Origin of the sequence: Streptomyces sp. Edi2 (assembly GCF_040253635.1) — a bacterium.
Taxonomy (GTDB): domain Bacteria; phylum Actinomycetota; class Actinomycetes; order Streptomycetales; family Streptomycetaceae; genus Streptomyces.
Genome location: NZ_JBEJGX010000003.1, coordinates 862237 through 885874 on the forward strand (window position 1 = coordinate 862237; position 23638 = coordinate 885874).

Genomic DNA, 23638 nt, shown 5'->3' on the forward strand with positions numbered 1-23638 from the left:
GCGCGGCACCGGCAGCCGGTGAACGGCGGCTCGGCTCAGGCCGCGGCTTTCCCGGACGTACCGCGCCACCGGGTCAGGACGAGATGGGCGATGACCCCGAAGAGCAGTCCCCAGAAGGCGGAGCCGATGCCGAAGAGGGTGACGCCGGAGGCGGTGGCGAGGAAGGTGATCAGGGCCGCCTCGCGGTCCTTCTCCTCCTTCACCGCGCCGGTCAGGCCGCCGGCCAGGGCGCCGAGCAACGCGACTCCGGCGACCGCCGCCACGAGTTCCTTCGGCAGCCCCGCGAAGAGCGCCACCAGCGTCGAGCCGAACGCCCCGATGAGGAGGTAGAACGCTCCGCAGGAGACGCCGGCCACGTAGCGGCGCCGCGGGTCGCGGTGGGACTCGGGGCCGGTGCAGATCGCGGCCGTGATCGCCGCGAGGTTGATGGCATGCGAGCCGAACGGGGCCAGCAGCGTGGAGACCAGGCCCGTCGAGCCGATCAGGAGGCGGTCCTTGGGCCGGTAGCCGGACGCGGCGAGCACCGCCATGCCCGGTGCGTTCTGCGAGGCGAGCGTCGCCAGGATCATGGGCACCGCAATGCCGATGAGCGAGGCGAGCGAGAAGTCCGGGGTCGTCAGGACCGGCTTGGCCAGCTCGATCCGGTCCAGATGGATGTCCAGCCGGGAGCTGAACGCGCTGGCGAGGACGCCCGCCGCCAGGGCGACGAGGACGGCGTACCGGGGCAGCCACCGCTTCGCCAGGAGATAGGCGAGCAGGACGGAACCGGCTATGAGGGGTGCGGTTTTGAGGGAGGTGAAGACGCCGGTGCCGAACGAGAAGAGGATGCCGGCGAGCATGGCGGAGACCACGGCGGTGGGCACCTGTCGCATCAGCCACCCGAACACCCCGGTCAGACCGACCAGGGTGATCACCAGTCCGGTGATGAGGAACGCCCCGATGGCCTCCGCGTAGGAGTACGCCCCCAGGCTGGTGACCAGCAGGGCGGCGCCCGGTGTCGACCATGCGGTGATCACCGGCATCTTGGTGCGCAGACTGAGCGCGATGCAGGTCAGGCCGCTGCCGATGGAGATGGCCCATACCCAGGAGCTGGTCTGGGCGGTGTCGAGATGCCCGGCGGACGCCGCCGCGAGCACGATGACGAGCGGGCCCGAGTAGGACACGACGACGGCGACGAAACCTGCCAGTACGGCGGACAGTGAGGCGTCACGCCAGAGGCCGGGGCGGCTGCCCGGGTCGGCGGGCAGGGGTGCGCCGGTACCTTCCGTGGCCGTGGCGCCGGTCTGCGAGGAGGAGTCCGGCGGGGCGGCCTCGGGGTGGGGGGTGGGGGTCCTGGAGCTCAACGGTTGTCCTTAGCGGCCGTTTCGAGGGCCTGTTCGAGGTCGGCGACGCCGGCCGGAATGCGGGTGTTGGAATGATCCGGGAGTCCGGCTTTTACGGGACGTGGGGGAGGTAGCCGTCCGGACTGATGAAGTATTTGGATTCCCTGATTCCCTTTTCCCGGCGGGCGCTGCGCACCATTCCGAGAACGTCTCCCCGTTTGCCGCCGGAGACGCCTGACGGGCCGTTCCCCCGGTAACCGTCCCGAAGTTGAGCACAAGACAGACTTCCCCCCTTCTCAGGCAGTTCCTGAGACACCTTCCGCCAGGACCTTCCGGGCCGGCGTTCGGCCACCCATGCGTCGTATGGACCAGAACCCACACCTTGAAAATGGGCAGCACAAAGCACAAGTGCACTCGCAGAGGCGAGTTACCCATGGGATTGTTGGCCGGCGCATGCGTCAGGTGCGCTCTGCGCAGAAGGGACCGCTCCCCCGCCCCCCTGGTCGCAAATCCCCCATTCGCGATGTGACAGCGCAATCCTGCCACTTGGCAAGGCTTGTGACAACGATTCACCGGAATCCGAAACCGTTGAACGGTGAAATGCGGCGGGGCGGCCGGGCGGAATGCATTCTTCCCATTGACCGGGCACTCCCGCCGGGTCGCATACCCGTCGACACCTCACCCCTCCTCACTCCCCGGAGACCGGCGGAAAACGACATGTGACGCGGTATGTGAGACGGGACGTGACACGGCATGCAGAGGGCCCGGGATCACGATCCCGGGCCCACAGCATGACCGGCCGGCAGTTCCTACAGGAGGCCGAGCAGGCCGAGGCCGAGCAGGCCGTCCCTGCCCAGACCGTCCCTGCCCATGCCGTCCTTGCCCATGCCGAGTCCGTCACGCCCGTTGCCGTCACGCCCCACGCCGTCGCGGTCATAGCCGCTGTCACGGCCGAAGCCGTCGTCACGGGCGCCGACCTGGCCGTTGCCGTCGTAGCCGTCGTGGCCACCGTGACCGAAGCGGCCGTGACCGCGACCGTGGCCGTGGTGGCGGTGGTGGTGGTGGCGGTAGTGGTGCCGGTCACCGTAGTGGTGGTCCCTATCGCAGTGGCGCGAGAAGCACTTGGCGCTCTGGGAGCTGCTGGGGACCGGGGTTGCGGCGGTGGCAGCGCCTGCCGTCGGCACCACCAGGGCAGCCGCGGCCAGACCGGCCACGGCAAGGCCGCGAGGGATCGAAGGGAGCATGTTTCCACCTTCACTCGACTCTGCAGAAAAAGAATATTCTCTGCAAAAGTGACAATAAGGGTAGTTCTGCCCACCGGCCCACGACCCGCCGCAGAGTCACTGGAACGCAGCACGCACTCCAACAGCCCACACCGCGCCCCTCCTGTTCACTCCGGAATCCGGCTTCCGTCCCCGGTCACCGCCCCATCGGCCTGCGGCAGGCTCTCCAGCAGACTCCCCAGGGCACCCACCACGAGCCTGCACACCGTGTCGGGGTCGGCACTCGCCAGCGGCTCCTTGCCGACCACCACACGCATCAGGCCAATTCCCAGCAGCCAGGACAGGGCCAAATCGCCCCGCAAGGTCCCGGTATCGGACTCGGAGAGCGTGGCGAGCACCGCCGCGTACTCCTCCCCCAGCCCCCGCAGCGCCTCCGCGATCTCGTCGCTGCCGCCGATGGAGCGCAGACACACCTCCAGCGCGCGGTCGGCACCCTCCTCCCGGCCGCCTGCCAGCATGCCGCGCAGCGCGACCTCGAACAGCCGCTCGGCGGGAGTGGTGCGCAGCTGCTCATGGCCGCCACGTGCCATGACTTCCCCGAACAGGGCCCGCTTCGAGCCGAAGTAGCGGAACAACAGGGCCTGATTGGCCCCGGCGCGGGACGCGATATCGCGCACCGTCGCCCGTTCGTAGCCGCGCTCGGCGAACAGCTCCGACGCGGCATCGAGCAACCGCAGCCGGGTGCCCTCCGCACTGCGGCGGCGTGCGCTCTCCGCACCGTGCTGCGGGGACTCCGCCATCGCCACGCTCCTCTCCGTTGGCCCGTCAGGATGACGGCCACAATCCATCGTTGACCGGCCCGAGGGGGGCGTCCTACCTTATGTAAGCAGGTGCTTACACAAGGGAGGTCACCTTGACCACAGCCGACACAGCACCCCTCTCCTACCCCTTCAATGTCCCCGAGAGCCTTGAGCTTTCCGAGGAGTACGAGCACGCCCGCAACCGTCCGGGGCTGCTGAAAGTCCGGATGACGTACGGCGAGCCGGCCTGGCTCGTGACCCGGTACGCCGAGGCGCGGTTCGTCCTCGGCGATCAGCGCTTCAGCCGCGCCGAGGGCGTCCGGCACGACGAGCCCCGGCAGTCCGAAGGGCGCCGCGACAGCGGCATCCTGGGCATGGACCCGCCCGACCACACCCGGCTGCGCACGCTGGTGGCCAAGGCCTTCACCGTCCGGCAGGTCGAAAAGCTCAGGCCGCAGGTCAAGCAACTGGCGCACGAACTGCTCGACGAACTCGCGGCGGCCGGGCCGCCCGCCGACCTGGTGGACCGCTATGCGCTGCCCATCCCCGTCGCGGTGATCTGCCGTCTGCTCGGTGTCCCGGCCGAGGACCGGCCGCGGTTCCGGGTCTGGAGTGACGCCGCGCTGTCGACAAGTTCCCTCACCGCGGCGGAGTTCGACGCCAATCAGGAAGAACTCCGCGCCTATATGGGGCAGTTGATCGAGGAGCACCGGCGCGCGCCGCAGGACGATCTGATGACGGCGCTCATTGATGCCCGGGACGTCAACGACCGGCTGTCCGAACTCGAACTCGTCGACCTGTGCGTGGGCATCCTGGTCGCCGGGCACGAGACCACGGCCACCCAGATTCCCAACTTCGTGCTGGCGCTGCTGGACCACCCGGGCCAGCTCACCCTGCTGCGCGAAAAGCCGGAGCTGATCGGCGGGGCCGTGGAGGAGCTGCTGCGCTTCGTACCGCTCGGCAGCGGCGCGAGCCAGCCCCGTTACGCGACGGAGGACGTCGAGGTCGGCGGGACGCTGGTGCGGGCCGGCACGCCGGTCCTGGTGGCGGTGGGCGCGGCCAACCGGGATGCCCTGCGTTTCGACGCACCGGGGACGCTGGACATCTCGCGGGCCGGGACCCAGCACCTCGGGTTCGGTCACGGGGTCCATCACTGTCTGGGCGCGCCGCTGGCCCGCCTGGAGCTCCAGGAGGCGCTGATCGCCCTGATCACGCGGTTCCCGGATCTGCGGCTGGCGGGCGATGTGGTGTGGAAGAGCGAGATGCTGGTGCGCGGCCCACGGGTCATGCCGGTGGGGTGGTGAACGGATGACCTGGAAGCTGGAGATCGACCCCGGGCAGTGCATGGCCTCCGGATCCTGCGCCGCCATCGCGCCGGACCTCTTCGTCCTGGACGGCACGCATTCCCGTCCGATCAAGGAGCAGATCGACGAGGACGAACGTGCGCTGGACGCCGCCGATGTCTGTCCGGCCGTCGCGATCACCGTACGGGACGGGGACAGGGTCGTCGGGCCCCGGCCGTAGGGAGAGGGAGGTCCCGTCAACCTCCTGAAGCCGGCGACCGGGCTCCTCCGGGATGCGGGTGCGCTGCATCCCGGAGCGGCCCGCGCCGGCGGCGTGCTGCCGGCATGGCGGGCCCTGCCGGTGTGGTGCCGGCATGGCGCCCGGCCGGTGTGGTGCCGGCATGGCGCCCGGCCGCAGGGAAGGACCTCCACCCGTGGGTGGGCCGCCGCTTCAACCCGTGGGCGGTGGTGATCCACTCAGCGCGCGGAGCAGCCTGGGGGCATGGGCTCATTGCATTCCTTCCTCGTCGCTCTCACCGGCTGCTGCGTCATGGTCTTCCTCGTGGCCTGGATCGCGGGCGCCGTCTACTTCGGGCTGCGGAGCAAGGCCGGTCCGCGCGGCTGGCTGCGCGGCCTGCGCGCCACCCTGCCCCGGCGGGTCCTGCTGGCCGCGGGCGCCGGCGCGTTCTGCGTGCTGATCGGGCGCGCTCCGCACTCCCTCTGGCGCCACGTCCAGTACTGGCAGCCGGAACTCGCCCTCCTGGGCGCCCTGCTCGTGCTCGCCTCCACCGCGCTGCTGCTGTGGGCCCGCTGGGTCCTGGGCACCATGTGGGCCGGCATCCCGATGCTCCAGGAACACCACGAGCTGCGCACCCACGGCCCCTACCGGCTGGTCCGCCACCCCATCTACACCGGCCTCCTCGGCCTGATCACCGGCGGCATGCTGGCCTGCGGCTTCGGCATCTGGATCGTCTACCTGGCAGCCGCCGTCCCCTGGCTGCTGCGCCGGGTCCGGATCGAGGACGGCATGATGGCCGGTCAGTTCGGCACCTCCTACGAGGCTTACCGCGCCCGCGTCCCGGCGCTGATCCCGTGGAGCCGCCCCGTACGATCAGCTTGAACAGACACCACGGTGGAAGGGCTCACCATCCGACTTACCTGAGAATTCAGGTACTCATCCACGAGCCGGAAGAAGGCATCCAGCGGAGGTTCGCCCGGCAGATTTTCCACCATCGCGGCGTTCCACCCTGCCGCCATCGACCACCCGCGGGTCCTGCTGAGCCAAGAGGCAAACCCTCCATTCCCAGGGTGAAACGCGAACGCCTCATCGACATCATGGACCTGAAGGGCGAGGTGATACCGGACAGCAGTACCGCCAGTTCCTCCAACGAGCCGTTACGCACCCATGAATTCGGCCGCTGCCGAACAGCCTCCAGCAGGTCATAGACGTCCTGCCACTCTTCGACGGGCCCCACCTTCGGCCTTCCACCTGACGCCCCCACCGCATCCTCCTCCAGTCTTCCGGCACCACCGGCAAGCTAACCCACCACCTTGACGAACCGCATGGGGACTCGTGCCCTGGGCCCCGTCGGCCGGGGCCGGTATGCATTCCTCGGTCGGCAGGTAGGTGCACGGCGGGGCCCCTCTCGCTCTGCCGCGGGGCAGGGGTGCGACGATGGGCCTGTCATGGATGCGGGGCAGGTTCTCAGGGGGCTACGCGCCGCGGTGTTCGCGGTGGTGTGTGTGCTGCTCGCCGCGCTGGGGCACATGGTGATGTCAGATGCCGTGGTACCCGCGTGGATGCTGCTCGTCGCCGGGGTGGGGGCCGCGGCCGGTGCCTGGTGCTGCGCGGGCCGGGAACGCGGGCCGCTGCTCGTGGGGGTGCTGACCGTCGGCACCCAGGCGGCCTTGCACAGTGCCTTCTCATTGGGCCAGGCGGTCGCCGGTTCCGGTGGTGACGAGAGCTCGCTCGCGCGCCGGTGGGCGGAGACCTGGCTGTGCGGGGCCGAGGGGGCTCAGCTCTCCGGGCATGGCAGCCCCCGGTTGATCCAGCTGATGCATCAGCAGATGGCGGCCCTGCCCTCGACGCACGGCGCGAGCCACATGCGGGACATGGCCGGCATGGGGCACATGGGACACACGGGCTCCATGAGCGGCATGGATGCCATGGGCGGCATGGGCGGCATGAGTGGCATGGCCCACGCGGGTCAGATGCCGGGGATGCACGGCAGTGCCACCGGCATGCTGGCGGCCCACCTGCTGGTCGCCCTGCTCAGCGCGGGGTGGCTGTGGGGTGGCGAGCGGGCGGCGTTCCAGCTCGTACGGAGCCTGTCGGCCCGGTTGTTCGCGCCGTTGGTGCTCGTTCTGCGGATCCTGCTGCCCGATCCGCGGCCCGCCGTCCGCGCCGCACGTCAGGAACCGCGGCGCGCGGTGCGGCAGTTGCTGCTGGCGTATACGAGGTCGTTGCGGGGTCCACCGCAGGAGCCGGCTGTCGGCTGACAGCACGGTCGAACTCCCGAGCCGGCGGACGGCCGGGTGCCGAGCGCACCCGGCGACGTCCCGGCTCCGACTTCACCGGTCCCCGCCGCGCGCGGCGACCGGATCATGCGAAGGACTCCAGATGATCATTCCTGTCCGGATGCCGGTGGCACTGCCGCCCGCATCCCTTCCCGGCGCGCCGGCCGACGGAGGTGGGCGCCCGTCGGCCATCGCCTCAGCCGCGTCAACCGGCGGGCGTACCGCCGGAATTCGCCGTGCCGGATCCCGCCGTGCCGGATCCCGCCGTGCCGGATCCCGCCGTGTCGGAATCTGCCATGTCGGTAGCCGCCCCGTCGGTATCCGCCATGCCGGGAACCGCCGGTCCTGCGGAGACCGCACGCAGTCGGGTGAGCAGCGCTCCGGTAGCCGCCGGGTCGTCTGCGGGGTGCGCGGTGGCGTGGTCGAGGCCGGTCGTCAGGGCCCGTACCTGTGCGTCCCACCGTCGGCAGTCCCGGCAGCCGGCCAGGTGGTCGTCGAGCCGGCCGGGGGTGAGCCCGGGAGGCAGTTCCTCGCCGTCGAGGCGGGCGGAGAGTGCCGTACGGATGCGCGAGCAGAGCATGCGTCCATCCTCCCCGAAGCACGGCGGCGCGGCGAGGGGCGGTCGCGGCATGCGGGATGACGAGGCGGTGACGGGCTGGGCGCTGGCCGCCCGTACCGGGGACGAGCGGGCCGTCGAGCAGTTCGTGCGGGCCACGCAGCTCGATGTCCGGCGCTATGTGACGCATCTCAGCGGTGACCCGCAGGCGACCGACGATCTGATGCAGGACACCTATGTCCGGGCGCTGCGCAGTCTGCCGCGGTTCGAGGGCCGGTCGTCGGCGCGGACCTGGCTGCTGACCATTGCCCGGCGGGTCGTGGCGGACCGCATCCGGTCCGTGGCGGTGCGGCCCCGGCTGGCCGCGACGGACGACTGGCAGACGGCCGCGGAGCGGGTGCAGCCACGGGGTGTGCCGGGATTCGACGAGGGCGTCGCGCTGGCCGAGCTGCTGGGGGCGCTGGCGCCGCAGCGACGGGAGGCGTTTGTGCTCACACAGTTGCTGGGGCTGCCGTACGCGGCGGCGGCCGGCGTGATGGGCTGTCCCGTGGGAACCGTGCGGTCCCGGGTGGCGCGCGCCCGGGAGACGCTGGTCGGGTTGCTGACGGATGCGGAGCGCCCGGAAGCGGAGTGTCCGGACGGGGAGCGCCGGCAAGGGGAGCGCCCGGGAGGGGAGCGCCCGGACCGGACGCACACGGACCGGAAGCGCACGAACGGCAAGCGCACGGACGGTAAGCGCACGGAGAGGGCCGACGGGCCGCGGGTCTACGCGGACGCCGTGGCCTGACGGCCGCGCACCGGGCGCAGAACACCCGGCAGGGCGACGGGGCTCATGGACGGGCGAAGGGCCGGTCCATGAGCCCCGTGGCATGGAGCCCATGGTGTGGGGCCCGTGGCATGAAGCCCGCAGCATGGAGCCCGTGGCGCGGGCCCCGGGGCGTAGGGCCCGTGGCGTGGGTCCCGCGGTTCCGTTCAGCTGCCGGGGCGCACCGCCCGGGCCCGTACGGTCTGTGGTGGGCTGTGGCGGAAGTGCAGCGTGAAGGTGAGCCGGTCGCCGGGCGCGAGCCGTGGCGGCGGGCTGACCATGACGTCCAGCGTGGTTGGCGTCATGGTCAGCGCGCCGCCCGCCGGGACGGTGGCGCTGCGAACCATCTCCATGCTCCGGGCGTTGTGCCCGATGTCGATGGTGCGGCTGAGCATCGCGCGATGGCCGGCGGGGCTGGTGACGCCGGTCAGGACGTCATCGGCACCGCCAGTGTTGCGGACGGTGAAGAACGCGGCGGTGGCCTCGGCCCCCGAGGGGATCAGCACCCGGCCCCCGGTGATCCTCAGCTCCGCGGGTCTGCCCGCGTTGCCGGCGGTGGTCCACGCGGTGAGCGCGCCGAGGGTCACCAGACAGGTCAGCAGCGGCACGGCGGCGGACGAGACGGACCGGAGTGACGGGAGCGACAGGCGGGACTGGAGGGATGGGCGGGACGGCCGTTTCATGAGGTCTCCCCACGGGGTTGGGGCCGCCTGCCGTGGGGGCGGCGGGCCGGCCTGCCGGGCCCGCCCGGCCGCCAGGCGCGCAGCCGGAGGCTGTTGCCCACGACGAGCAGTGAACTGGCGGACATGGCGGCGGCGGCCGGCATCGGGCTGAGCAGACCGACGGCGGCGAGCGGCACGGTGACGAGGTTGTAGCCGAAGGCCCAGACGAGATTGCTGCGGATGGTGCCCAGGGTGCGCCGGGCCAGGCGTACCGCGTCGGGAATGGCTTGCAGGTCCTCGCGTACGAGGGTGACATCGGCGGCGCCGATCGCGGCATCGGTCCCGCTGCCCATCGCGATCCCGAGGTCGGCGAGGGCAAGGGCCGCCGCGTCATTGACGCCGTCGCCGACAACGGCGACCCGGCCGCCCTGCTCCTTGAGGGTGGTGACGAGGGCTGCCTTGTCCTCGGGGCGGGCTCCGGCGTGGATTTCGGTGATGGCGAGATGGCCGGCCACGGCTCGGGCGGTGGCGGCGCGGTCGCCGGTGGCCAGGACCGGCCGCAGCCCCAGGCGGCGCAGATGCTCGACGGCGCGGTAGCTGTCGGGGCGGAGGGCGTCGCCGACCGCGATGACGGCCTCCGGGGTGCCGTCGACGGTGACCAGGACGGCGGTGTGGCCGGCCGCCTCCGCGGTGTGCACCGCTTCCGGCAGCGGAACGGGCAGGCCTGTTAGGTCGCCGGGCCGGGTGACCTCCACCCGGTGCCGGTCGGCCGTGCCGTGGACGCCGTAGCCAGGGGTGGCACCGAAGTCCTTTACCGGCGGCAGAAGTTTCCCCGAAGGCAGAAGTTGCCCGGACGACGGAAGTTCCCCGGACGACGGAAGTTCCCCGGACGATTCTCCCGACGACCGGGTCTGTCCCGACGGCAACAGTTGCTCCGACGGCATTTGTTGCCCAGCCGACAACGATTGTCCTGGCAGCCGGGCGCCGGCGGCGGCACCGATCGCGCGGGCCAGCGGATGTTCGGAGCCCTGCTCGACGATGGCGGCCAGCCGTAGCGCCTCCAGGGCGTCCAGGCCGCCGGTGCGCGCGGTGAGTGCGGTGACGCTCATCCGGCCCGTGGTGAGGGTGCCGGTCTTGTCGAGGACGACGGTGTCGATGCGGCGCAGTCGCTCCAGCGCCTCCGGGCCGCGGACCAGGATCCCGAGCTGGGCACCGCGGCCGGTGGCGGCCAGCAGCGCGGTCGGGGTGGCCAGCCCCAGCGCACAGGGGCAGGCGACGACGAGGACGGCCACCGCCGCGGTGATCGCGGACTGCGGGTCGGCTCCGGCGCCGAGCCAGAAGCCCAGGACGGTGACCGAGACGGACAGGACGGCGGGGACGAAAACGGCCGCCACCGCGTCGGCGAGCCGCTGGACCTTGGTCTTGCCGGTCTGGGCGTCCTCGACGAGGCGGGTGATCCGGGCGAGTTGGGTATCGGCGCCCACCGCGTCGGCCCGTACCTCCAGCAGACCTCCGGAGTTGACCGCGCCGCCGACGACCGCCGCACCCGGACCGACCTCGACGGGGCGGCTCTCCCCGCTGATCAGGGACAGGTCCAGGGCGGAGTTGCCGTCGACGACGGTGCCGTCGGTGGCGACCCGTTCCCCGGGCCGCACCAGGAAATGGTCACCGGCCCGCAGGCGGTCCACGGGGATGCGCCTCCCCCACTCCCGGCCCTGCCCCGGAGGAAGCTCACCGTCGTCGGTCATGCGTACCTCGACGTCCTTGGCGGCGAGTTCGGCCAGCGCGCGCAGCGCGGCTCCGGTGCCGCGCCGGGCCCTGGCCTCCATCCGCCGGCCGGCCAGCACGAACAGCGGTACGCCGACGGCGGCTTCCAGGTAGAGGTGCGCGGCCCCGTCGCCGGACTCGGGCAGGAGGCTGAACGGCATCGTCATACCGGGCGCACCGGCCCCGCCGAGGAACAGCGCATACGCGGACCAGCTGAAGGAGGCGGCGACGCCGAGCGAGACCAGGGTGTCCATGGTGGCGGCGCCGTGCCGCAGACCGCGCAGCGCACGGGCGTGGAAGGGGGCGGCGCCCCACACGGCGACGGGCGCGGCGAGCACGAAGCACAGCCACTGCCAGTTACGGAACTGCCAGCCGGGCACCATCGACAGCACCAGGACGGGGAGCGAGAGCACCGCGGTCAGCAGCAGCCGGTGCCGCTCGGCGCGGCCGCCGTCGTCCCCGCCGTCCGGGTGGACGTCGGACGGCGGCGGGCCGTCCGGGCGGGCGTCGGACGACGTCGGGTCGTCCTTGCCCGGTGCCGGGGCGGGCTCGTGGAGCCGGGCGGTGAACCCGGCCGCCTCGACGGTGGTGACGAGGTCGGTGACGGACACCGCCGCCGGGTGGCTGACCGTTGCCCGGCCGGTGGCGAGGTTCACCGAGGCGGCGACGCCGTCGAGCCGGCCGAGCTTCTTCTCGACCCGGCCCACACAGGCGGCGCAGGTCATCCCGCCGATGGTGAGGGTGGTGGTGTGGGGCGGGGCGGATGCCGCGTCGGCGGGCGACGGCGGGCCGGGCCGGGGCTGCGGCGTCATCGCGGTGCTCCCCCCGGCACGGGACGAGGGGCCGCGCCGCCCATGCCGTGCATCCCACCCATGTCACCGTCATCGGCGGGCGTGCCGCCTCCCGTACGGGTCCCGCCGGCCGGACGCAGATCCGGGGCCACCGGACCGGCGACGGCACCGACCGCGTACGACAAGGTGCCGAGCAGCGCCAGCAGCAGGAGGAAACCGAGGACCGGCCGGGCGGGCAGCAACCGTGCCACGGCCTGGCGAAGAGGGGGCCGACTGCGGTCGGCCGAAGAGCGGGGCATCGCGTCATGGTGGCAGGTGGAAGCGGTGCCGAACGGCGGATCGGGGGCTCGTCGGAGGGTGAGGTTCATCCCGTTCCCGCAGCGGAACTCACCTGCGTTCGGACCCGACTAACTGGGTTTGGGTGGTGCGCTCTTCGGCCCCGTCCCGGCCGCCGGGCCGGCCCTCGGTCTCCGTCCCCCGCTCGCCGCCCGGCCGAAATCCGCGGCCCCCGGCGGGAACTCGGCACGCCCTGTGCACGACCTCTCCAACGCCGCGCCGTCCGGGCGTGGTTCGTCATCATCCGACGCCCGTTGAGGAGAACGCCCATGCCCACACCGCCCGATCCCGTTGCTGCAGCCGACGCCACCGCTCCCATCGATCCCGTTGCTGCAGTCGACGCCACCGCTCCCATCGATCCCGTGGAGCTGTACGGGCCGGAGTACACCCGTGACCCCTATCCCCTGTACGCCGAGCTGCGGGCACGCGGCCCCGTCCACCGGGTGCGCTTCCCCAGCGGCGTGTGCGCCTGGCTCGTCACCGGCTACGAAGCCGCCCACCAGGCGCTGACCGACGTCCGGCTCGGCAAGCACCATTCACGCGGCAACGCGGCCTGGCGGGCCCGCGCCTCGATCATGCCCGAGCCCCAGCACTCCCGGCTCCAGGTGCATCTGCTCCACCAGGACCCGCCGCGGCACACCGCGCTGCGCCGGCTGATCACCGACGCCTTTGCGCCACAGCGCGTCGAAGGGCTTCGCCCGCGGTTCCAGGAGATGGCCGATGCCCTGCTCGACGGCCTCCCGGAGGCCGGTGAGGTCGATCTGGTCGAGGTGTTCGCCGGGCGCTTCCCGTTCCGGGTGCTTGCCGAAGTCATCGGATTGCCGCGGGAGTTCGAGGAGCGGTTCGACCGGGACTGGGGCAAGGTGGTCCAGCCCGTCGGCCCGTCGGATCCGGGCCGTCCGGCGTACGAGGCACGGCTGCGCGCGCTGCAGCAGTACATCGCCGATCTCGTCGTCCACAAGCGCGCCGAGCAGGGCGAGGATCTGCTCTCCCGGCTGGTGGCCGCCCGCGACGACGGCCGGCTCGGACAGGAGGAGCTGGATTCGATGATTTTCCAGCTGCTGGTCGCCGGGCAGGAACCGGTGACGAACCAGATCACCACCGCCCTGGTGACGCTGCTGCGCCACCCCGCCCACCTGGCGGAGCTGGCCGGACGCCCGGAGCTGCTGCCTCGCGCCGTCGAAGAACTCCTCCGTTACGAGAGCGCCTTCGAGCTGACCACCTGGCGGTTCTTCGCGGAGGACGCCGATCTGCACGGGACCCGGATTCCGGCGGGCGACTCCGTCATCGTGTCGCTGTGTGCGGCGAACCGCGATGCGCGCCAGTTTCCCGACGCGGACGCCCTGCACTTCGACCGCACCCCCAACCCGCATCTCGCCTTCGGCCACGGCATCCACTTCTGCCCCGGCGCCACACTCGCCCGCATCGAACTCCAGATCGCCCTGGGCACCCTGCTGAGACGGCTGCCGGATCTGCGGCTCGCCATCCCGGACGGCGAGCTGGGCTGGATACCGGCAGTACTGGCGCGCGGGGTCGACCGGCTGCCGGTGACTTACGGCGCGCCGGCCGCCTGCCCGGTCACGGGCGAGCCCGTTGCCCCGCGACCGGTCGCCGACGGGGCAGGGGCCACCTGTCCGGTCACACACCGACCGGATGCCACCTCCCCGGTCACGAACCGACCGGATGCCGCGTGCTGACCAGCCCGACCCGACCGCGCCCCGGTGTGCCCGCCGGCCACCCGACTGGCCACCCGGCCGACTGCACAGCCGTGCTCGCCGAACTGCTGCCCTACCGCCGCACCCTGGACTCCGGCCACAGGGAAACGGACATGACCATGACCGTAGACGTAGACGTAGACGTAGACGTAGACGTGGACATGGACGTGGACATGGACATGGGCACCCCCGAGGCCTACCCCGCCCAACTGCGGCAGCTCGCCGCGCCGGTGGCTGCGGGCGCGCCCCTCGTCTTCACCCTTCCGGGCTTCCCGTGCAAGTCGCCCCATCCGGCGAAGGTGCTCGGTCACCTCCCCGACGAGGGCGAACGGCTGGCGCTGCGCTTCCTGGACGCCCTGTGTGGCCGGATCGAGGCCGTTCACCCGCCCGGGGCGCGGGTGGTCATCTGCTCGGACGGGCATGTCTTCAGCGATCTCATCCACGTGGCGGACCGGGACATCGATGCCTACGCCGACGCCCTGCGCGCGCTGATCCACGACGAGGGCCTGACCCGGCTGGACGTCTTCGACCTGCGCCAGGTCTACGGGCAGCGGCTGTCGCACGACGCCAAACGGGCCCTGGTACACGACCGCTACGCACCGGCTCTGGAGGACCTGCGGTCCCTGACGCGCAGCGACGAACCGACGCGCCGCCTGTACCAAGGCATCACCCGGTTCCTCGCCGAGGATTCCGTCTCGTTCACGGGTACCCGTTCGGCGTGGCAGCGCGACTGCCGCCGCCGCGCCTACGGGGTGATGCAGCGCAGCCGCGCCTGGGGCGAGCTGATCGGCGAACACCACCCGGGTGCCTTCCGGCTCTCCATTCATCCGCAGCCGCGTGGCTCGGCCAAGTTCGGGATACGGCTGCTCGATGCGCCCGATGTGTGGCTGACGCCCTGGCACTCCTGTGTGCTCGAACACCGCGACGGACGGCGGGAGTTGATGCACCGGGCGGATGCCGAGCGGATCGGCCGGCTGGTGTTCCGCCAGGGCCGGCCGAGCCACTTCGTGGCCGGGTGAGGGACGGTGGGAACCAGGGCGGGCGGCCGGTCACCCGTCCCCGGCCGGCGCCGCCTCCCGGTGGTCGAAGGCGATCAACGGGTCACCGGTGAGCGGATGGTCGGTCACCACGGCGCGCACCCCGAAGACCTCGGCCAGCAGCTGGGGCGTCAGCACCGTACGGGGCGTGCCGGACGCCACCACCCGTCCGGCATGCAGCACATGCAGCCGGTCGCACAGCGACGCCGCGGCGTTCAGATCGTGCAGGGAGATCAGCGTCGTACGGCGCTGCGCCCGTAGCAGTGCGAGCAGTTCCACCTGGTGCCGTACATCGAGGTGGTTGGTGGGTTCGTCCAGGACCAGGACGTCCGGGTCCTGGGCGAAGGCCCGTGCCAGCAGGGCCCGTTGACGTTCGCCTCCGGACAGGGCGGCGAACCGGCGGGCGCCCTGCCCGGCCAGGCCGACGGCGGCCAGGGCGCGGGCCACGCTCTCCCGGTCGGTGCGGTCGTCGCCCGCGAAGGCCCGCTTGTAGGGCGTACGGCCCATCGTCACCACCTCGCGCACGGTCAGCTCGAAGTCGCTGCCGCGCTCCTGCGGCAGCGCGGCGACCCGGCGTGCGGTCTGCCCCGGTGTGAGCGTGCGGAGATCGGCCCCGGCCAGCAGCACCCGTCCGGCGGTGGGCCGCAGGTGCCGGTAGACGGTCCGCAGCACGGTGGACTTGCCGCTGCCGTTGGGGCCGACCAGCCCGGCGATCTCGCCGTCCGCCGCCATCAGATGCACTCCGGCCACGACGTTCCGGCCTGCGTAGCCGACGTGCAGATCCTCGATCTCGACGTTCACCGGTCCGCCTCCATCCGCCGGTCCAGGATGAACAGCAGGGCGGGCGCCCCGATCATCGCGGTGACGACCCCCACCGGCAGTTCCTGGGAGTCCATCGCCGTACGGCACACGAGATCCACCACGACCAGCAGCAGCGCCCCGGTCAGCGCGGACAGCGGCAGCAGCCTGCGGTGGTCGCCGCCGATCACCAGCCGGCACAGATGCGGCACCATCAGGCCCACGAAGCCGATGGCTCCGGAGACCGCGACCAGTACGCCGGTCAGCAGGCCGGACACCACGAAGAGCTCCCGGCGCAGCCGGATGACGTCCACGCCCACCCCGGCAGCGGTCTCATCGCCCATGATGAGCGCGTTCATGGCGCGGGCCCGCGCCTGGAGGGCCAACAGCCCGGCGGTGACCGCGAGGACGGGCAGCCACAGGACACTCCAGGTGGCCCCGCCCAGGCTGCCCATCAGCCAGAACAGCACACTGCGGGTCTGCTGTTCGTCGCCGGCCTGGAGCACGAGGTAACTGGTGAAGCCGGACAGGAACTGCCCGATGCCGACGCCGGCCAGCACCAGGCGCAGCGGGGAGAAGCCCCCGCCGCGCCGGGCCATGCACCACACCAGCGCGAAGGCGGCGAGCGCTCCCGCGAACGCCGCCGCGGACAGCCCCAGCCCCAGGGCGCCCCCCGTGCCGGCGCCCAGCACGATGGCGGCGACCGCGCCGAGCGAGGCACCGTGCGAGATGCCCAGCAGATAGGGGTCCGCCAGCGGATTGCGCACCAGCGCCTGGGTCGCCGTTCCGACCAGACCCAGCCCCGCACCCACCAGCGCCGCCAACAGGGCACGGGGGACACGCAGTTGCCACACGATCAGGTCGTCGGTGCCCGGCCGGGGCGGCGCACCGCCGAGCCGCCGCAGCACGACCGACCAGACGTGTGCGGGGGCGATATCGGTGGAGCCCAGACAGGCCGCGGCGGTCAGGGCCACCACCACGGCGATACCGAGCCCCGCGGCGAGCAGGCCTGCGGGCGGCGTGCGGCGCCGGGCCTGCCCGTCCCGCTCGGCCTCTTCGCCCTGCCCGCCGTCCTCGGCCTGCTCGGTCCGCTCGACCTGCCCGCTGTCTTCGGCCTGCTCGGCCTGCCCGCCCTGCTCCTCGCGACCGTCCGGCTCCTCGCGACCGTCCGGCTCACGACCGATCGGCTCACGACCATCCGGGCCACGACCACCCGCCCCGGAGACAACCGACGCCATCACCGCGCCGCCTTGAACCGATCAGGGTGGACGGTGCGGGCGATCTCCTCGACGGTGTCCGCGTTGCCGACACCGGCGATCGTCGTACGCTCCGAGCCGATCCGCAGGAATTTCCCGTTGCGCACGGCAGCCAGCCCCTTGGTGGCGGGGAAGTTCTTCAGGAACGACGCGGCCTCGTCGAAGGCCTTGGCATTGGCTGCCACATCGCCCCGGTTGCGTACCCCGAGCTGGATCCAGTCCGGGTTCTTGGCGACCACGTCCTCCCAGGAGACCGGCTTGAAGTCGCCGTCGCAGCCATCGAAGACATTGCGCGCCCCGGCCTGGCCGATCACGGCGTTGGCGACCTGCTTGCGGCAGACCGCGACCGGCTGCTTGGTGCCCGCGTCATAGTCGAAGAAGAAGTACGACGGCCGCTTGCCGGGGGCGATGTCTCCCACCGCTTTGTGCACCGTGCCGAGCTTCGCCCGCATCCCCGCCACCAGTGCGTCCGCCCGCTGCGACGTGCCGGTCACCGCGCCCAGCCGCTTGATGTCGCCCTCCACACCGGACAGGTCGCGCTGCGGCTTCCCGGCCATCGGCGCGCAGGCGGTGGAGGCCAGGTAGAGGTGCTTGATGCCCGCGGCCCTGAACTCTTCCTCGGTCGGCGCGTCGCCGGCCCGGCCCATGGTGTTCATCGATGCGAAGGTGTCGATATAGAGATCTGCGCCCGAACCGAGCAGCTTCTCCTTGGGAATCACGGACTTCCCCAGCACCGGCACCTTCCCGGCCTGCGCCTCCAGAGCGCCGGGCAAGGCGCCCTTGCGGGGCGGGAATCCGGTCCCGATCACCCGGTCGCCCGCGCCCAGCCGCAGCAGGATCTCCAGGGCGGCGGCATTACTGGTGACGATCTTGCGCGGCGCGGACGGGAAGGTGGTGATGGCGCCCTTGCAGTCGGTGGTCCGCACGGGAAAGCCCGGCCCGCCGGCCCCCTTGCCGGTACCCGTACCACCGCTTCCTCCGCTGCCGCCGCACGCGGTGGCGGCCAGCGCGACCACTACCGCGACACCGCACAACTTCCCAGGACGCATGACGCTTCTCCCTACGCCTCACCAGCCGGCGCACCGGCCGTCTCACCCGCCGCCGCAGCAGCGGCCGTTCAGGTCGCAGGCGCGACCCGGCACAGGTAGTCGGCCGGGCGGCGGGAGCGGTTCCGGGGCGGCGGCTCCCTCTTTCCGTCCGGGTGAATCCGACAGCCGGCGGACCGGGCCGAGGACGCCGGGAGCCGTGGTCGCGACCCGTACGGGGGCGGACTAAGGTGACGCCTCACCACGGGCACCGGGAGGCGACCGATGACAGCGGATACGGCGGGTGCGGCACAGGGCTCCGCCACGACGGACCCGCCGGTGCCGGTCCCCGAGGTTCCCGACGCGGTGCGGTCGCTCGCCGCGCGCTGTCTGCCCCGGGTGAACGAGCTCGCCCGGCTGATGTCCCGGGACGCCTTCGAGCAGCTGCACGGCTACGCCGAACTCCCCGCCGAGGTCAAGGATGTGGAGATCGCGGCGACCGCGCGGCACGGCCTGCGGCTGTTCCTGGAACGAGTGGTGCACGATCCGCGGACCGGCCCGGACGACACCGGCTTCTTCCGCGAGCGCGCCGCCCAGCGGGCCGGGGAGGGCATGCCGCTGCCGTTGCTGCTGACCACCCACTGTGCGGGGGCGCGGGTGCTGTGGCAGGCGCTGCGGGAGGCCGCCCGGCCCGGCGAGGAGGCCGCACTGGTCGAGCTGGCCGGCTATCTGCTCGATGCCGAACAGCGGGTCGTGAGCGCGGTCACCGAGACCTACCTCGACGAGCAGGCGGCCCTCGCCGCCGAACGGCACGAGGAACGCCGCTCCCTGGTCCGCGGGCTGCTGGAGGGCACCGCGGTCCCCTCGGCCGGCAGCGGTCTCGCGGGGCCGTCGCTGGTCCTGGCGGTGGAGCTGCCGGACGGCCCGCGGGCGCCGGTCGCCGTACGGCGGGTGGTACGGCGGCTGCAGACGGCGCTGGACGGGGCCTTCGGCAGGGAGGTGCTCACCCTGTTCGACGGGACCGGGGGCCGGGCGATCGTCCCCGGCCCGGCAGAGCCGCCGGCCGGCCTCGCCGAGCGGCTTGCCGAGGCCGGCGGTCCGGGCGTACGGCTCGCTGCCGTACCCGCGGAGCAGGGCGTGCAGATCCCCGATGCGGCGCGCACCGCCGCACGGATCGTCCGGGTGGCCCGTGCCTGCGGACACCCGGCCGGGCTGCACCGGCTCGATGACGTCCTGCTCGAATACCAGCTGTCCCGTCCCAGCGCCGGGAGCGACCGGATCGCCGCCCTGCTCGACCCGGTCGCCGGCCGGCCCGAACTCCTCGAAACCCTCCGCACCCATCTGGAACAGGCCCAGGACCGCCGGGCCACGGCCCGGCTGCTCACCCTCCACCCCAACACCGTCGACAACCGCCTGGCCCGGATCTCCGCCCTGACCGGGCTCGATCTCGCGACGCCCCGGGGCGCGGCCCTGGCGCTGGCGGCGCTGCTGCTGCGCGACGCCGGAGAAGCGGGCTGAACCTGAACCGCCGCTTTCCCCTCCTCCGCATTCACGGCGTGACGATCGGAAAGTTCCAGTCGGGCTTGTCCAGCAGGCTGCCGAAGGTGAGCAGGGCCTCGGGGTCGCCGTCGAGCCTGACGGTGCCGGCGGTGATCTCGTCGAGGAAGGTGGTGGTCCCGCTGAGGACCGCGTTCAGGGTGGTGCGTGCCAGATGCAGGGTGGCGTGCGGGAGTTCACCGCGGGGCGCGTCGCCGGGCATGGGGGTGAGCGCGCCGTTGGACAGCAGCAGCGTCCAGATCTCCGGGGCGGGGGCCGGGACGCCGCCGTCGGGCGCGGACCCGATTTCCCAGCGCAGGAGGAGGCGCCGGTCGCCGGCCCGGGGCCCGTTGAGGCGAACGGCCATGGACTGGAAGATCTGCTCGGCGGTGAGGGCGGCAAGCACGTCGGGCGCGGGGTGCGCGGGGGTGCCGGCAACGGTGCCGCGCAGCTCCGCGGCGCCCATGAGGTAGAAGTTGCGCCAGGGCCCGGACTCGGCGGCCTGGCCGAGCCGTTCGAAGGCGTCAGCCTGGAGCGCACGGGCCCCGGCATGGCCCGGTTCGGCGAAGATGACATGGTGGACCACTTCGGCCACCCAGCGCAGATCCCCGTCCTCGTACGCCTGACGGGCCTTGGCGACCACGGCGTCCGCGCCGCCCATGAACTCCACGTAGCGCCGGGCCGCGGCCACCGGCGGATGCTGCCACAGATGGGCCGGGTTGCCGTCGAACCAGCCCATGTACCGCTGGTACACGGCCTTGGCGTTGTGGCTGAGGGTGCCGTAGTAGCCGCGGGCGTGCCAGGCGCGTTCCAGGGCGGGCGGGAAGCGCAGCTCCTCGGCTATCTCGGCGCCGGTGAGCCCGGCGTTGATCAGCCGTACGGACTGGTCGTGCAGGTAGGCGTAGGCGTCGCGCTGCTCCTCCAGGAAGCGGACTGCGCGGTCCGCTCCCCAGGTGGGCCAGTGGTGGGAGGCGAAGACGACGTCGCTGGTGCCGGCGAACAGCCGCAGCGTCTCGGTGAGATAGCGGGCCCAGGCGCTGGGGTCACGGACCAGCGCACCGCGCAGGGTGAGGACGTTGTGCAGGGTGTGGCAGGCGTTCTCGGCCACGCACAACGCCCGCAGGTCGGGGAAGTGGAAGTTCATCTCGGCGGGCGCCTCGGTGCCGGGCGTCAGCTGGAAAACCATCCGGACGCCGTCGATCACCTCTTCCTGGCCGGTGGCGGTGATGTCCAGGGTGGGGGCGATCAGGCCGACGGACCCGGTCGAGGTCGTCTGCCCCAGGCCGCAGCCGATCTGACCGGCCGGCCCCTTGGGCAGCGTCACGCCGTACATGTAGCCGGACCGGCGGACCATCGCGGGCCCGGTGAAGACGTTCTCGCTCACCGCATGTGCGAGAAACCCGGCCGGGGCGACCACCGGTATCCGTCCGGCGGCCACCTCCGCGTCGTCCACCACGCCGCGCACCCCGCCGAAGTGGTCGAGGTGCGAATGGCTGTAGAGCACGGCGGTGACCGGCCGCGGTCCGCGGTGCCTGCGGTACAGCTCCAGGGCAGCGGCCGCCACTTCGGCACTGATCAGCGGGTCGATGACGAGAACCCCGCGCTCGCCCTCGACGAAGGTGATGTGCGAGATGTCCAGACCGCGCACCTGGTAGATCCCGGGAACGACCTCGTAGAGCCCCTGCCGCGCGACGAGCCGGCTCTGCCGCCACAGCGACGGGTTGGCGGTGGGCGGGCAGTCGTCATCCAGAAAGTCATAGGCGTCGTTGTCCCAGACGACGCGGCCGTCGGCGTCCCGGATCACACAGGGATCCAGACGGGCGAGAAACCCGCGGTCGGCGTCGGCGAAGTCGTGTTCATCGTCCCAGGCGAGATGGCTCATGGACGCGATTGTGGTGCGGCCACGGGCCTGGGTTCATGGTGCTGTGACACAGAGCGGACTGTCATTGGTCACAACCTGGTGGGGTCCAGCCGCAAGGGGGTGCGTGGGCTCGTGGACCTGGTCCAGGTTGGCGCGCAGTTGCTCGGCGACGATGGAGTGGCCGGCGTCGATGATTCGCCGGTAGGCCGCGCGATACAGGCCGCGGCTGTCGGCGGATCAGCGCAGCCCGGCCCGGGGCTTGCGCGGTGCCTTCTCACCATTCTGGAGTGGTGCGTCGGCGATGACAGTGCCGAGCATCGCGCGGGATGCCTGCAGCTCCTCGATGGTGCGGCTGATCCTCTCGTGTTCCTGCTGCAACTGGGCGACCAAGTCCGGGCACGTGGGCATGATGCGATCGTCGTCGACCTTGATGCAGGGCAGGACCTGGGCGATCAGGGCCGTCGGGAGTCCCGCCGCCAGCAAGCACCGGATACGGCGCACCGTTTCCACATCCGTCTCGCTGTAGACCCGGTAGCCGCTCGACAGCCGGTCCGGTGCCAGCAATCCCTGCTGTTCGTAATAGCGCAGCAGCCTCTCATGGACTCCGGTGCGCCGGACCATCTCCTTCATGCGCACGTGGTTCGCCTCCGGATTGTGCGACTTGACTCTGACACTGATGTCAGAGTTTAGCGTCGTCGGCATGACCACCGGACAAGCACTCTCCGATCCCCGCCTGGACGTATTCGTGAAGGGCAGCGGCCCTGCGCTGCTACTCGCCCACGGCGCAGGAGGCGGGATCCACGGCAACTTCGGTCTCGTTCTCGACGACCTCGCCCGTGATCACACTCTCATCGGCCCGCACTACCCGGGCGCCGGCCGCACTCCTGTCGCCGACAAGCCTTTGGAACTGGACGAACTCGCCGACCAATTGACCGCGTCCGCCGTCGCTACAGGACACGAGTCATTCATCCTGCTCGGCGAGTCGCTGGGCAGCGCTGTGGCGATCCGGGTTGCCACCCGCCACCCCGAGCGGGTCAGGGCACTCGTCCTCACCGCCGGATTCCCCGTCGCGGACCCGGTCCTGGCACTGGCAGCCCAGCTCATCAAGGCCCTTGCAGCCGCCGGTCAGTGGGAGGAGGTGGCTCGGCTCGCCTGCCTGTCCTGCATGTCCGCGACGGAGCTCGCAGACATCGAGCCCGCCGACCTCGACACCCTCGCATCCCAGACACTGGCCGCCATGCCGCCGGGGACGGTGGACCACTTCGACCTGGTGTCCCGGGTGGACGTCCGGGCAGACCTCGCACACTTGTGTGTCCCCGTACTGGTAATGGCACCGACCGGGGACAGACTCGTCCTTCCCGTCAGCTCCTACCGCCTGGCGGCAGGCATCGCGGGCGCCAAGCTCGTCGAACTGCCCGGCGCCGCCCATGTCCTGAACGAAGCCGACCGGGCGGCATGGCTGCAGCATGTCCGCGCATTCCTCCGCACACTTCCCTCACGTGCGGCATGACTGCCTTCCCTGCCACCGAGGCATCAGGCCGGCCGGCCTGGCCGTGCTCGCGATCACCACGTTCATCGTCGTCACCAAAAGCGCTTGGTCGGCTCATGTCGACCGGCTGATGCAGAAGTCGCGCAACGCGAAGCGCCCGAAGAAGGACGGGCCGGCATCCGAGGAAGGCAAGATCAACTGATCTCGTATGGATCTGGTACGGCAGCTTCAGTGGTGTGACCCCGAACTGAAAGCGATTGAAGCCCAGGAATCCGGGTTCTTCACCGGTCTACCTGGGTCTACGTCGTACCCGCCGCGTACGCGGCTCATGGTGCCCCCAGCAGGATTCACCTCCGGCCCCCTTGAGGAGGCCCGCGCTCACGGATCGACGCCACTCCCCTGGGGCCCGTACAGATCCAGCAGCCGGACCCGGGTGCCGTGCAGCCGGTCGGCCACTGTTGCGGCGACGTAGTGGTACATCGCGCGGCCGAGGACGGGGTCGGATTCGCACAGGGCGCGGACCACCTTGGCGTCGAATTCCACGGCGTCTACCGGGCCCACGGTTTCCGCTCCGAAGTGCCACAGATAGGGCGGGAACAGCCAGGACCAGCCGAGCAGTTCGTCCCGGCCGAGGGTTTCGACGACCGCGGCGCGGCGCCCGGGGACCCGCTGGTCGAGCACCACCTTTCCGCTGCGGATGATCCAGAAGTGGTCCGCCCGCCGGCCCTCCTCGAAGAGGCGGGTGGCGCGCGGCAGCGACACCGGGCGGGCGATGTCCCGCAGCCGCCGGCGCCGGTCGGGTGGCATGGCGTCGAACAGGTCTTTCGCCGTGGTCATCTCATTCTCCGTCCGCTGACTG

At 71.7% G+C, this 23638-nt stretch carries 23 protein-coding genes; 10 read left to right on the plus strand and 13 right to left on the minus strand.

Going from position 1 to position 23638, the window contains the following annotated elements; genetic code table 11:
• Positions 1-35: 35 nt before the first annotated feature.
• The 3 genes from ABR737_RS07175 to ABR737_RS07185 all read right to left on the minus strand — a co-directional run bounded on the left by ABR737_RS07175 (position 36) and on the right by ABR737_RS07185 (position 3345).
• Complete coding sequence (locus ABR737_RS07175; protein WP_350249348.1) at positions 36-1343, minus strand: benzoate/H(+) symporter BenE family transporter; 1308 nt, start codon at positions 1341-1343, stop codon at positions 36-38.
• Between the two features lie 788 nt (positions 1344-2131).
• Entirely contained in the window at positions 2132-2566 is a 435-nt protein-coding gene (locus tag ABR737_RS07180) for a hypothetical protein (protein ID WP_350249349.1), read from the minus strand.
• A gap of 146 nt (positions 2567-2712) precedes the next feature.
• Positions 2713-3345 carry a TetR/AcrR family transcriptional regulator gene (locus ABR737_RS07185; protein WP_350249350.1) on the minus strand — a complete coding sequence of 211 codons (633 nt, stop codon included), beginning with the start codon at positions 3343-3345 and terminating at the stop codon, positions 2713-2715.
• 113 nt (positions 3346-3458) lie between these two features.
• Here ABR737_RS07185 and ABR737_RS07190 point away from each other — a divergent pair, with 113 nt between their 5' ends.
• The 4 genes from ABR737_RS07190 (at position 3459) to ABR737_RS07205 (ending at position 7127) form a co-directional block, all read left to right on the plus strand.
• A complete protein-coding gene (locus ABR737_RS07190) occupies positions 3459-4649 on the plus strand; it encodes a cytochrome P450 (protein WP_350249351.1) in 1191 nt (396 codons plus the stop codon).
• 4 nt (positions 4650-4653) lie between these two features.
• Positions 4654-4869 carry a ferredoxin gene (locus ABR737_RS07195; RefSeq protein ID WP_350249352.1) on the plus strand — a complete coding sequence of 72 codons (216 nt, stop codon included), beginning with the start codon at positions 4654-4656 and terminating at the stop codon, positions 4867-4869.
• Between the two features lie 261 nt (positions 4870-5130).
• A complete protein-coding gene (locus ABR737_RS07200; protein WP_350249353.1) occupies positions 5131-5748 on the plus strand; it encodes a methyltransferase family protein in 618 nt (205 codons plus the stop codon).
• Positions 5749-6314: 566 nt separating this feature from the next.
• Positions 6315-7127, plus strand: a complete 813-nt coding sequence (locus ABR737_RS07205; protein WP_350249354.1) for a PE-PGRS family protein — start codon at positions 6315-6317, stop codon at positions 7125-7127.
• Between the two features lie 223 nt (positions 7128-7350).
• On the opposite strand, the gene ABR737_RS07210 is transcribed toward ABR737_RS07205, so the two are convergent.
• A complete protein-coding gene (locus tag ABR737_RS07210) occupies positions 7351-7776 on the minus strand; it encodes a zf-HC2 domain-containing protein (protein ID WP_502964475.1) in 426 nt (141 codons plus the stop codon).
• On the opposite strand from ABR737_RS07210, the gene ABR737_RS07215 reads away from it, so the two are divergent.
• Complete coding sequence (locus ABR737_RS07215) at positions 7775-8488, plus strand: sigma-70 family RNA polymerase sigma factor (protein ID WP_350249356.1); 714 nt, start codon at positions 7775-7777, stop codon at positions 8486-8488. The two genes, ABR737_RS07210 and ABR737_RS07215, sit on opposite strands and share 2 nt — an antisense overlap.
• Before the next feature lie 185 nt (positions 8489-8673).
• Here the strand turns inward: ABR737_RS07215 and ABR737_RS07220 are convergent, their stop codons facing one another.
• From ABR737_RS07220 to ABR737_RS07230, 3 genes are read right to left on the minus strand one after another with little or no spacing between them, the layout of a single operon-like run.
• A complete protein-coding gene (locus ABR737_RS07220) occupies positions 8674-9189 on the minus strand; it encodes a copper chaperone PCu(A)C (RefSeq protein WP_350249357.1) in 516 nt (171 codons plus the stop codon).
• On the minus strand, positions 9186-11747 hold the full coding sequence (locus ABR737_RS07225; protein ID WP_350249358.1) for a heavy metal translocating P-type ATPase: 2562 nt from the start codon (positions 11745-11747) through the stop codon (positions 9186-9188). The genes ABR737_RS07220 and ABR737_RS07225 overlap by 4 nt, the downstream gene beginning before the upstream one ends.
• Positions 11744-12025, minus strand: coding sequence for a hypothetical protein (locus ABR737_RS07230; RefSeq protein WP_350249359.1), 282 nt, complete (start codon positions 12023-12025; stop codon positions 11744-11746). The genes ABR737_RS07225 and ABR737_RS07230 overlap by 4 nt, the downstream gene beginning before the upstream one ends.
• A gap of 306 nt (positions 12026-12331) precedes the next feature.
• Between ABR737_RS07230 and ABR737_RS07235 the strand changes: the two genes are divergently transcribed.
• Both ABR737_RS07235 and ABR737_RS07240 read left to right on the plus strand, forming a co-directional pair.
• Entirely contained in the window at positions 12332-13759 is a 1428-nt protein-coding gene (locus tag ABR737_RS07235; protein WP_350249360.1) for a cytochrome P450 family protein, read from the plus strand.
• A complete protein-coding gene (locus ABR737_RS07240; RefSeq protein ID WP_350249361.1) occupies positions 13753-14796 on the plus strand; it encodes an L-tyrosine/L-tryptophan isonitrile synthase family protein in 1044 nt (347 codons plus the stop codon). The genes ABR737_RS07235 and ABR737_RS07240 overlap by 7 nt, the downstream gene beginning before the upstream one ends.
• A 30-nt stretch (positions 14797-14826) precedes the next feature.
• Here the strand turns inward: ABR737_RS07240 and ABR737_RS07245 are convergent, their stop codons facing one another.
• From ABR737_RS07245 to ABR737_RS07255, 3 genes are read right to left on the minus strand one after another with little or no spacing between them, the layout of a single operon-like run.
• Positions 14827-15615, minus strand: a complete 789-nt coding sequence (locus ABR737_RS07245) for an ABC transporter ATP-binding protein (protein WP_350249362.1) — start codon at positions 15613-15615, stop codon at positions 14827-14829.
• Positions 15612-16850, minus strand: a complete 1239-nt coding sequence (locus tag ABR737_RS07250; RefSeq protein ID WP_350249363.1) for a FecCD family ABC transporter permease — start codon at positions 16848-16850, stop codon at positions 15612-15614. The genes ABR737_RS07245 and ABR737_RS07250 overlap by 4 nt, the downstream gene beginning before the upstream one ends.
• Complete coding sequence (locus ABR737_RS07255) at positions 16850-17917, minus strand: ABC transporter substrate-binding protein (RefSeq protein ID WP_350249364.1); 1068 nt, start codon at positions 17915-17917, stop codon at positions 16850-16852. The genes ABR737_RS07250 and ABR737_RS07255 overlap by 1 nt, the downstream gene beginning before the upstream one ends.
• A gap of 261 nt (positions 17918-18178) precedes the next feature.
• Between ABR737_RS07255 and ABR737_RS07260 the strand changes: the two genes are divergently transcribed.
• Positions 18179-19411, plus strand: coding sequence for a PucR family transcriptional regulator (locus ABR737_RS07260; RefSeq protein ID WP_350249365.1), 1233 nt, complete (start codon positions 18179-18181; stop codon positions 19409-19411).
• A 31-nt stretch (positions 19412-19442) separates the two neighbouring features.
• On the opposite strand, the gene ABR737_RS07265 is transcribed toward ABR737_RS07260, so the two are convergent.
• Both ABR737_RS07265 and ABR737_RS07270 read right to left on the minus strand, forming a co-directional pair.
• Entirely contained in the window at positions 19443-21311 is a 1869-nt protein-coding gene (locus ABR737_RS07265) for an alkyl/aryl-sulfatase (RefSeq protein ID WP_350249366.1), read from the minus strand.
• A gap of 216 nt (positions 21312-21527) precedes the next feature.
• Positions 21528-21926 (minus strand): MerR family transcriptional regulator, encoded by a 399-nt coding sequence (locus ABR737_RS07270; protein ID WP_350249367.1) that lies wholly within the window; start codon positions 21924-21926, stop codon positions 21528-21530.
• A 64-nt stretch (positions 21927-21990) separates the two neighbouring features.
• Between ABR737_RS07270 and ABR737_RS07275 the strand changes: the two genes are divergently transcribed.
• Positions 21991-22800, plus strand: coding sequence for an alpha/beta fold hydrolase (locus tag ABR737_RS07275; protein WP_350249368.1), 810 nt, complete (start codon positions 21991-21993; stop codon positions 22798-22800).
• Positions 22790-22981 carry a hypothetical protein gene (locus ABR737_RS07280; RefSeq protein WP_350249369.1) on the plus strand — a complete coding sequence of 64 codons (192 nt, stop codon included), beginning with the start codon at positions 22790-22792 and terminating at the stop codon, positions 22979-22981. Before ABR737_RS07275 ends, ABR737_RS07280 begins: the two co-directional genes overlap by 11 nt.
• A 176-nt stretch (positions 22982-23157) precedes the next feature.
• On the opposite strand, the gene ABR737_RS07285 is transcribed toward ABR737_RS07280, so the two are convergent.
• Positions 23158-23616 (minus strand): cyclic nucleotide-binding domain-containing protein, encoded by a 459-nt coding sequence (locus ABR737_RS07285; protein WP_350249370.1) that lies wholly within the window; start codon positions 23614-23616, stop codon positions 23158-23160.
• Positions 23617-23638: the final 22 nt, after the last annotated feature.

Excerpts from the sequence above, each read along its gene's own strand:
- ABR737_RS07220 (WP_350249357.1), bottom strand. The coding sequence starts at position 9,189 with ATGAAACGGCCGTCCCGCCCATCCCTCCAGTCCCGCCTGTCGCTCCCG.
- ABR737_RS07235 (WP_350249360.1), top strand. The coding sequence starts at position 12,332 with ATGCCCACACCGCCCGATCCCGTTGCTGCAGCCGACGCCACCGCTCCC.
- ABR737_RS07255 (WP_350249364.1), bottom strand. The coding sequence starts at position 17,917 with ATGCGTCCTGGGAAGTTGTGCGGTGTCGCGGTAGTGGTCGCGCTGGCC.
- ABR737_RS07185 (WP_350249350.1), bottom strand. The coding sequence starts at position 3,345 with ATGGCGGAGTCCCCGCAGCACGGTGCGGAGAGCGCACGCCGCCGCAGT.
- ABR737_RS07225 (WP_350249358.1), bottom strand. The coding sequence starts at position 11,747 with ATGACGCCGCAGCCCCGGCCCGGCCCGCCGTCGCCCGCCGACGCGGCA.
- ABR737_RS07210 (WP_502964475.1), bottom strand. The coding sequence starts at position 7,776 with ATGCCGCGACCGCCCCTCGCCGCGCCGCCGTGCTTCGGGGAGGATGGA.
- ABR737_RS07195 (WP_350249352.1), top strand. The coding sequence starts at position 4,654 with ATGACCTGGAAGCTGGAGATCGACCCCGGGCAGTGCATGGCCTCCGGA.
- ABR737_RS07205 (WP_350249354.1), top strand. The coding sequence starts at position 6,315 with ATGGATGCGGGGCAGGTTCTCAGGGGGCTACGCGCCGCGGTGTTCGCG.
- ABR737_RS07250 (WP_350249363.1), bottom strand. The coding sequence starts at position 16,850 with ATGGCGTCGGTTGTCTCCGGGGCGGGTGGTCGTGGCCCGGATGGTCGT.
- ABR737_RS07275 (WP_350249368.1), top strand. The coding sequence starts at position 21,991 with ATGACCACCGGACAAGCACTCTCCGATCCCCGCCTGGACGTATTCGTG.
- ABR737_RS07230 (WP_350249359.1), bottom strand. The coding sequence starts at position 12,025 with ATGCCCCGCTCTTCGGCCGACCGCAGTCGGCCCCCTCTTCGCCAGGCC.
- ABR737_RS07200 (WP_350249353.1), top strand. The coding sequence starts at position 5,131 with ATGGGCTCATTGCATTCCTTCCTCGTCGCTCTCACCGGCTGCTGCGTC.
- ABR737_RS07285 (WP_350249370.1), bottom strand. The coding sequence starts at position 23,616 with ATGACCACGGCGAAAGACCTGTTCGACGCCATGCCACCCGACCGGCGC.
- ABR737_RS07215 (WP_350249356.1), top strand. The coding sequence starts at position 7,775 with ATGCGGGATGACGAGGCGGTGACGGGCTGGGCGCTGGCCGCCCGTACC.
- ABR737_RS07260 (WP_350249365.1), top strand. The coding sequence starts at position 18,179 with ATGACAGCGGATACGGCGGGTGCGGCACAGGGCTCCGCCACGACGGAC.
- ABR737_RS07265 (WP_350249366.1), bottom strand. The coding sequence starts at position 21,311 with ATGAGCCATCTCGCCTGGGACGATGAACACGACTTCGCCGACGCCGAC.
- ABR737_RS07180 (WP_350249349.1), bottom strand. The coding sequence starts at position 2,566 with ATGCTCCCTTCGATCCCTCGCGGCCTTGCCGTGGCCGGTCTGGCCGCG.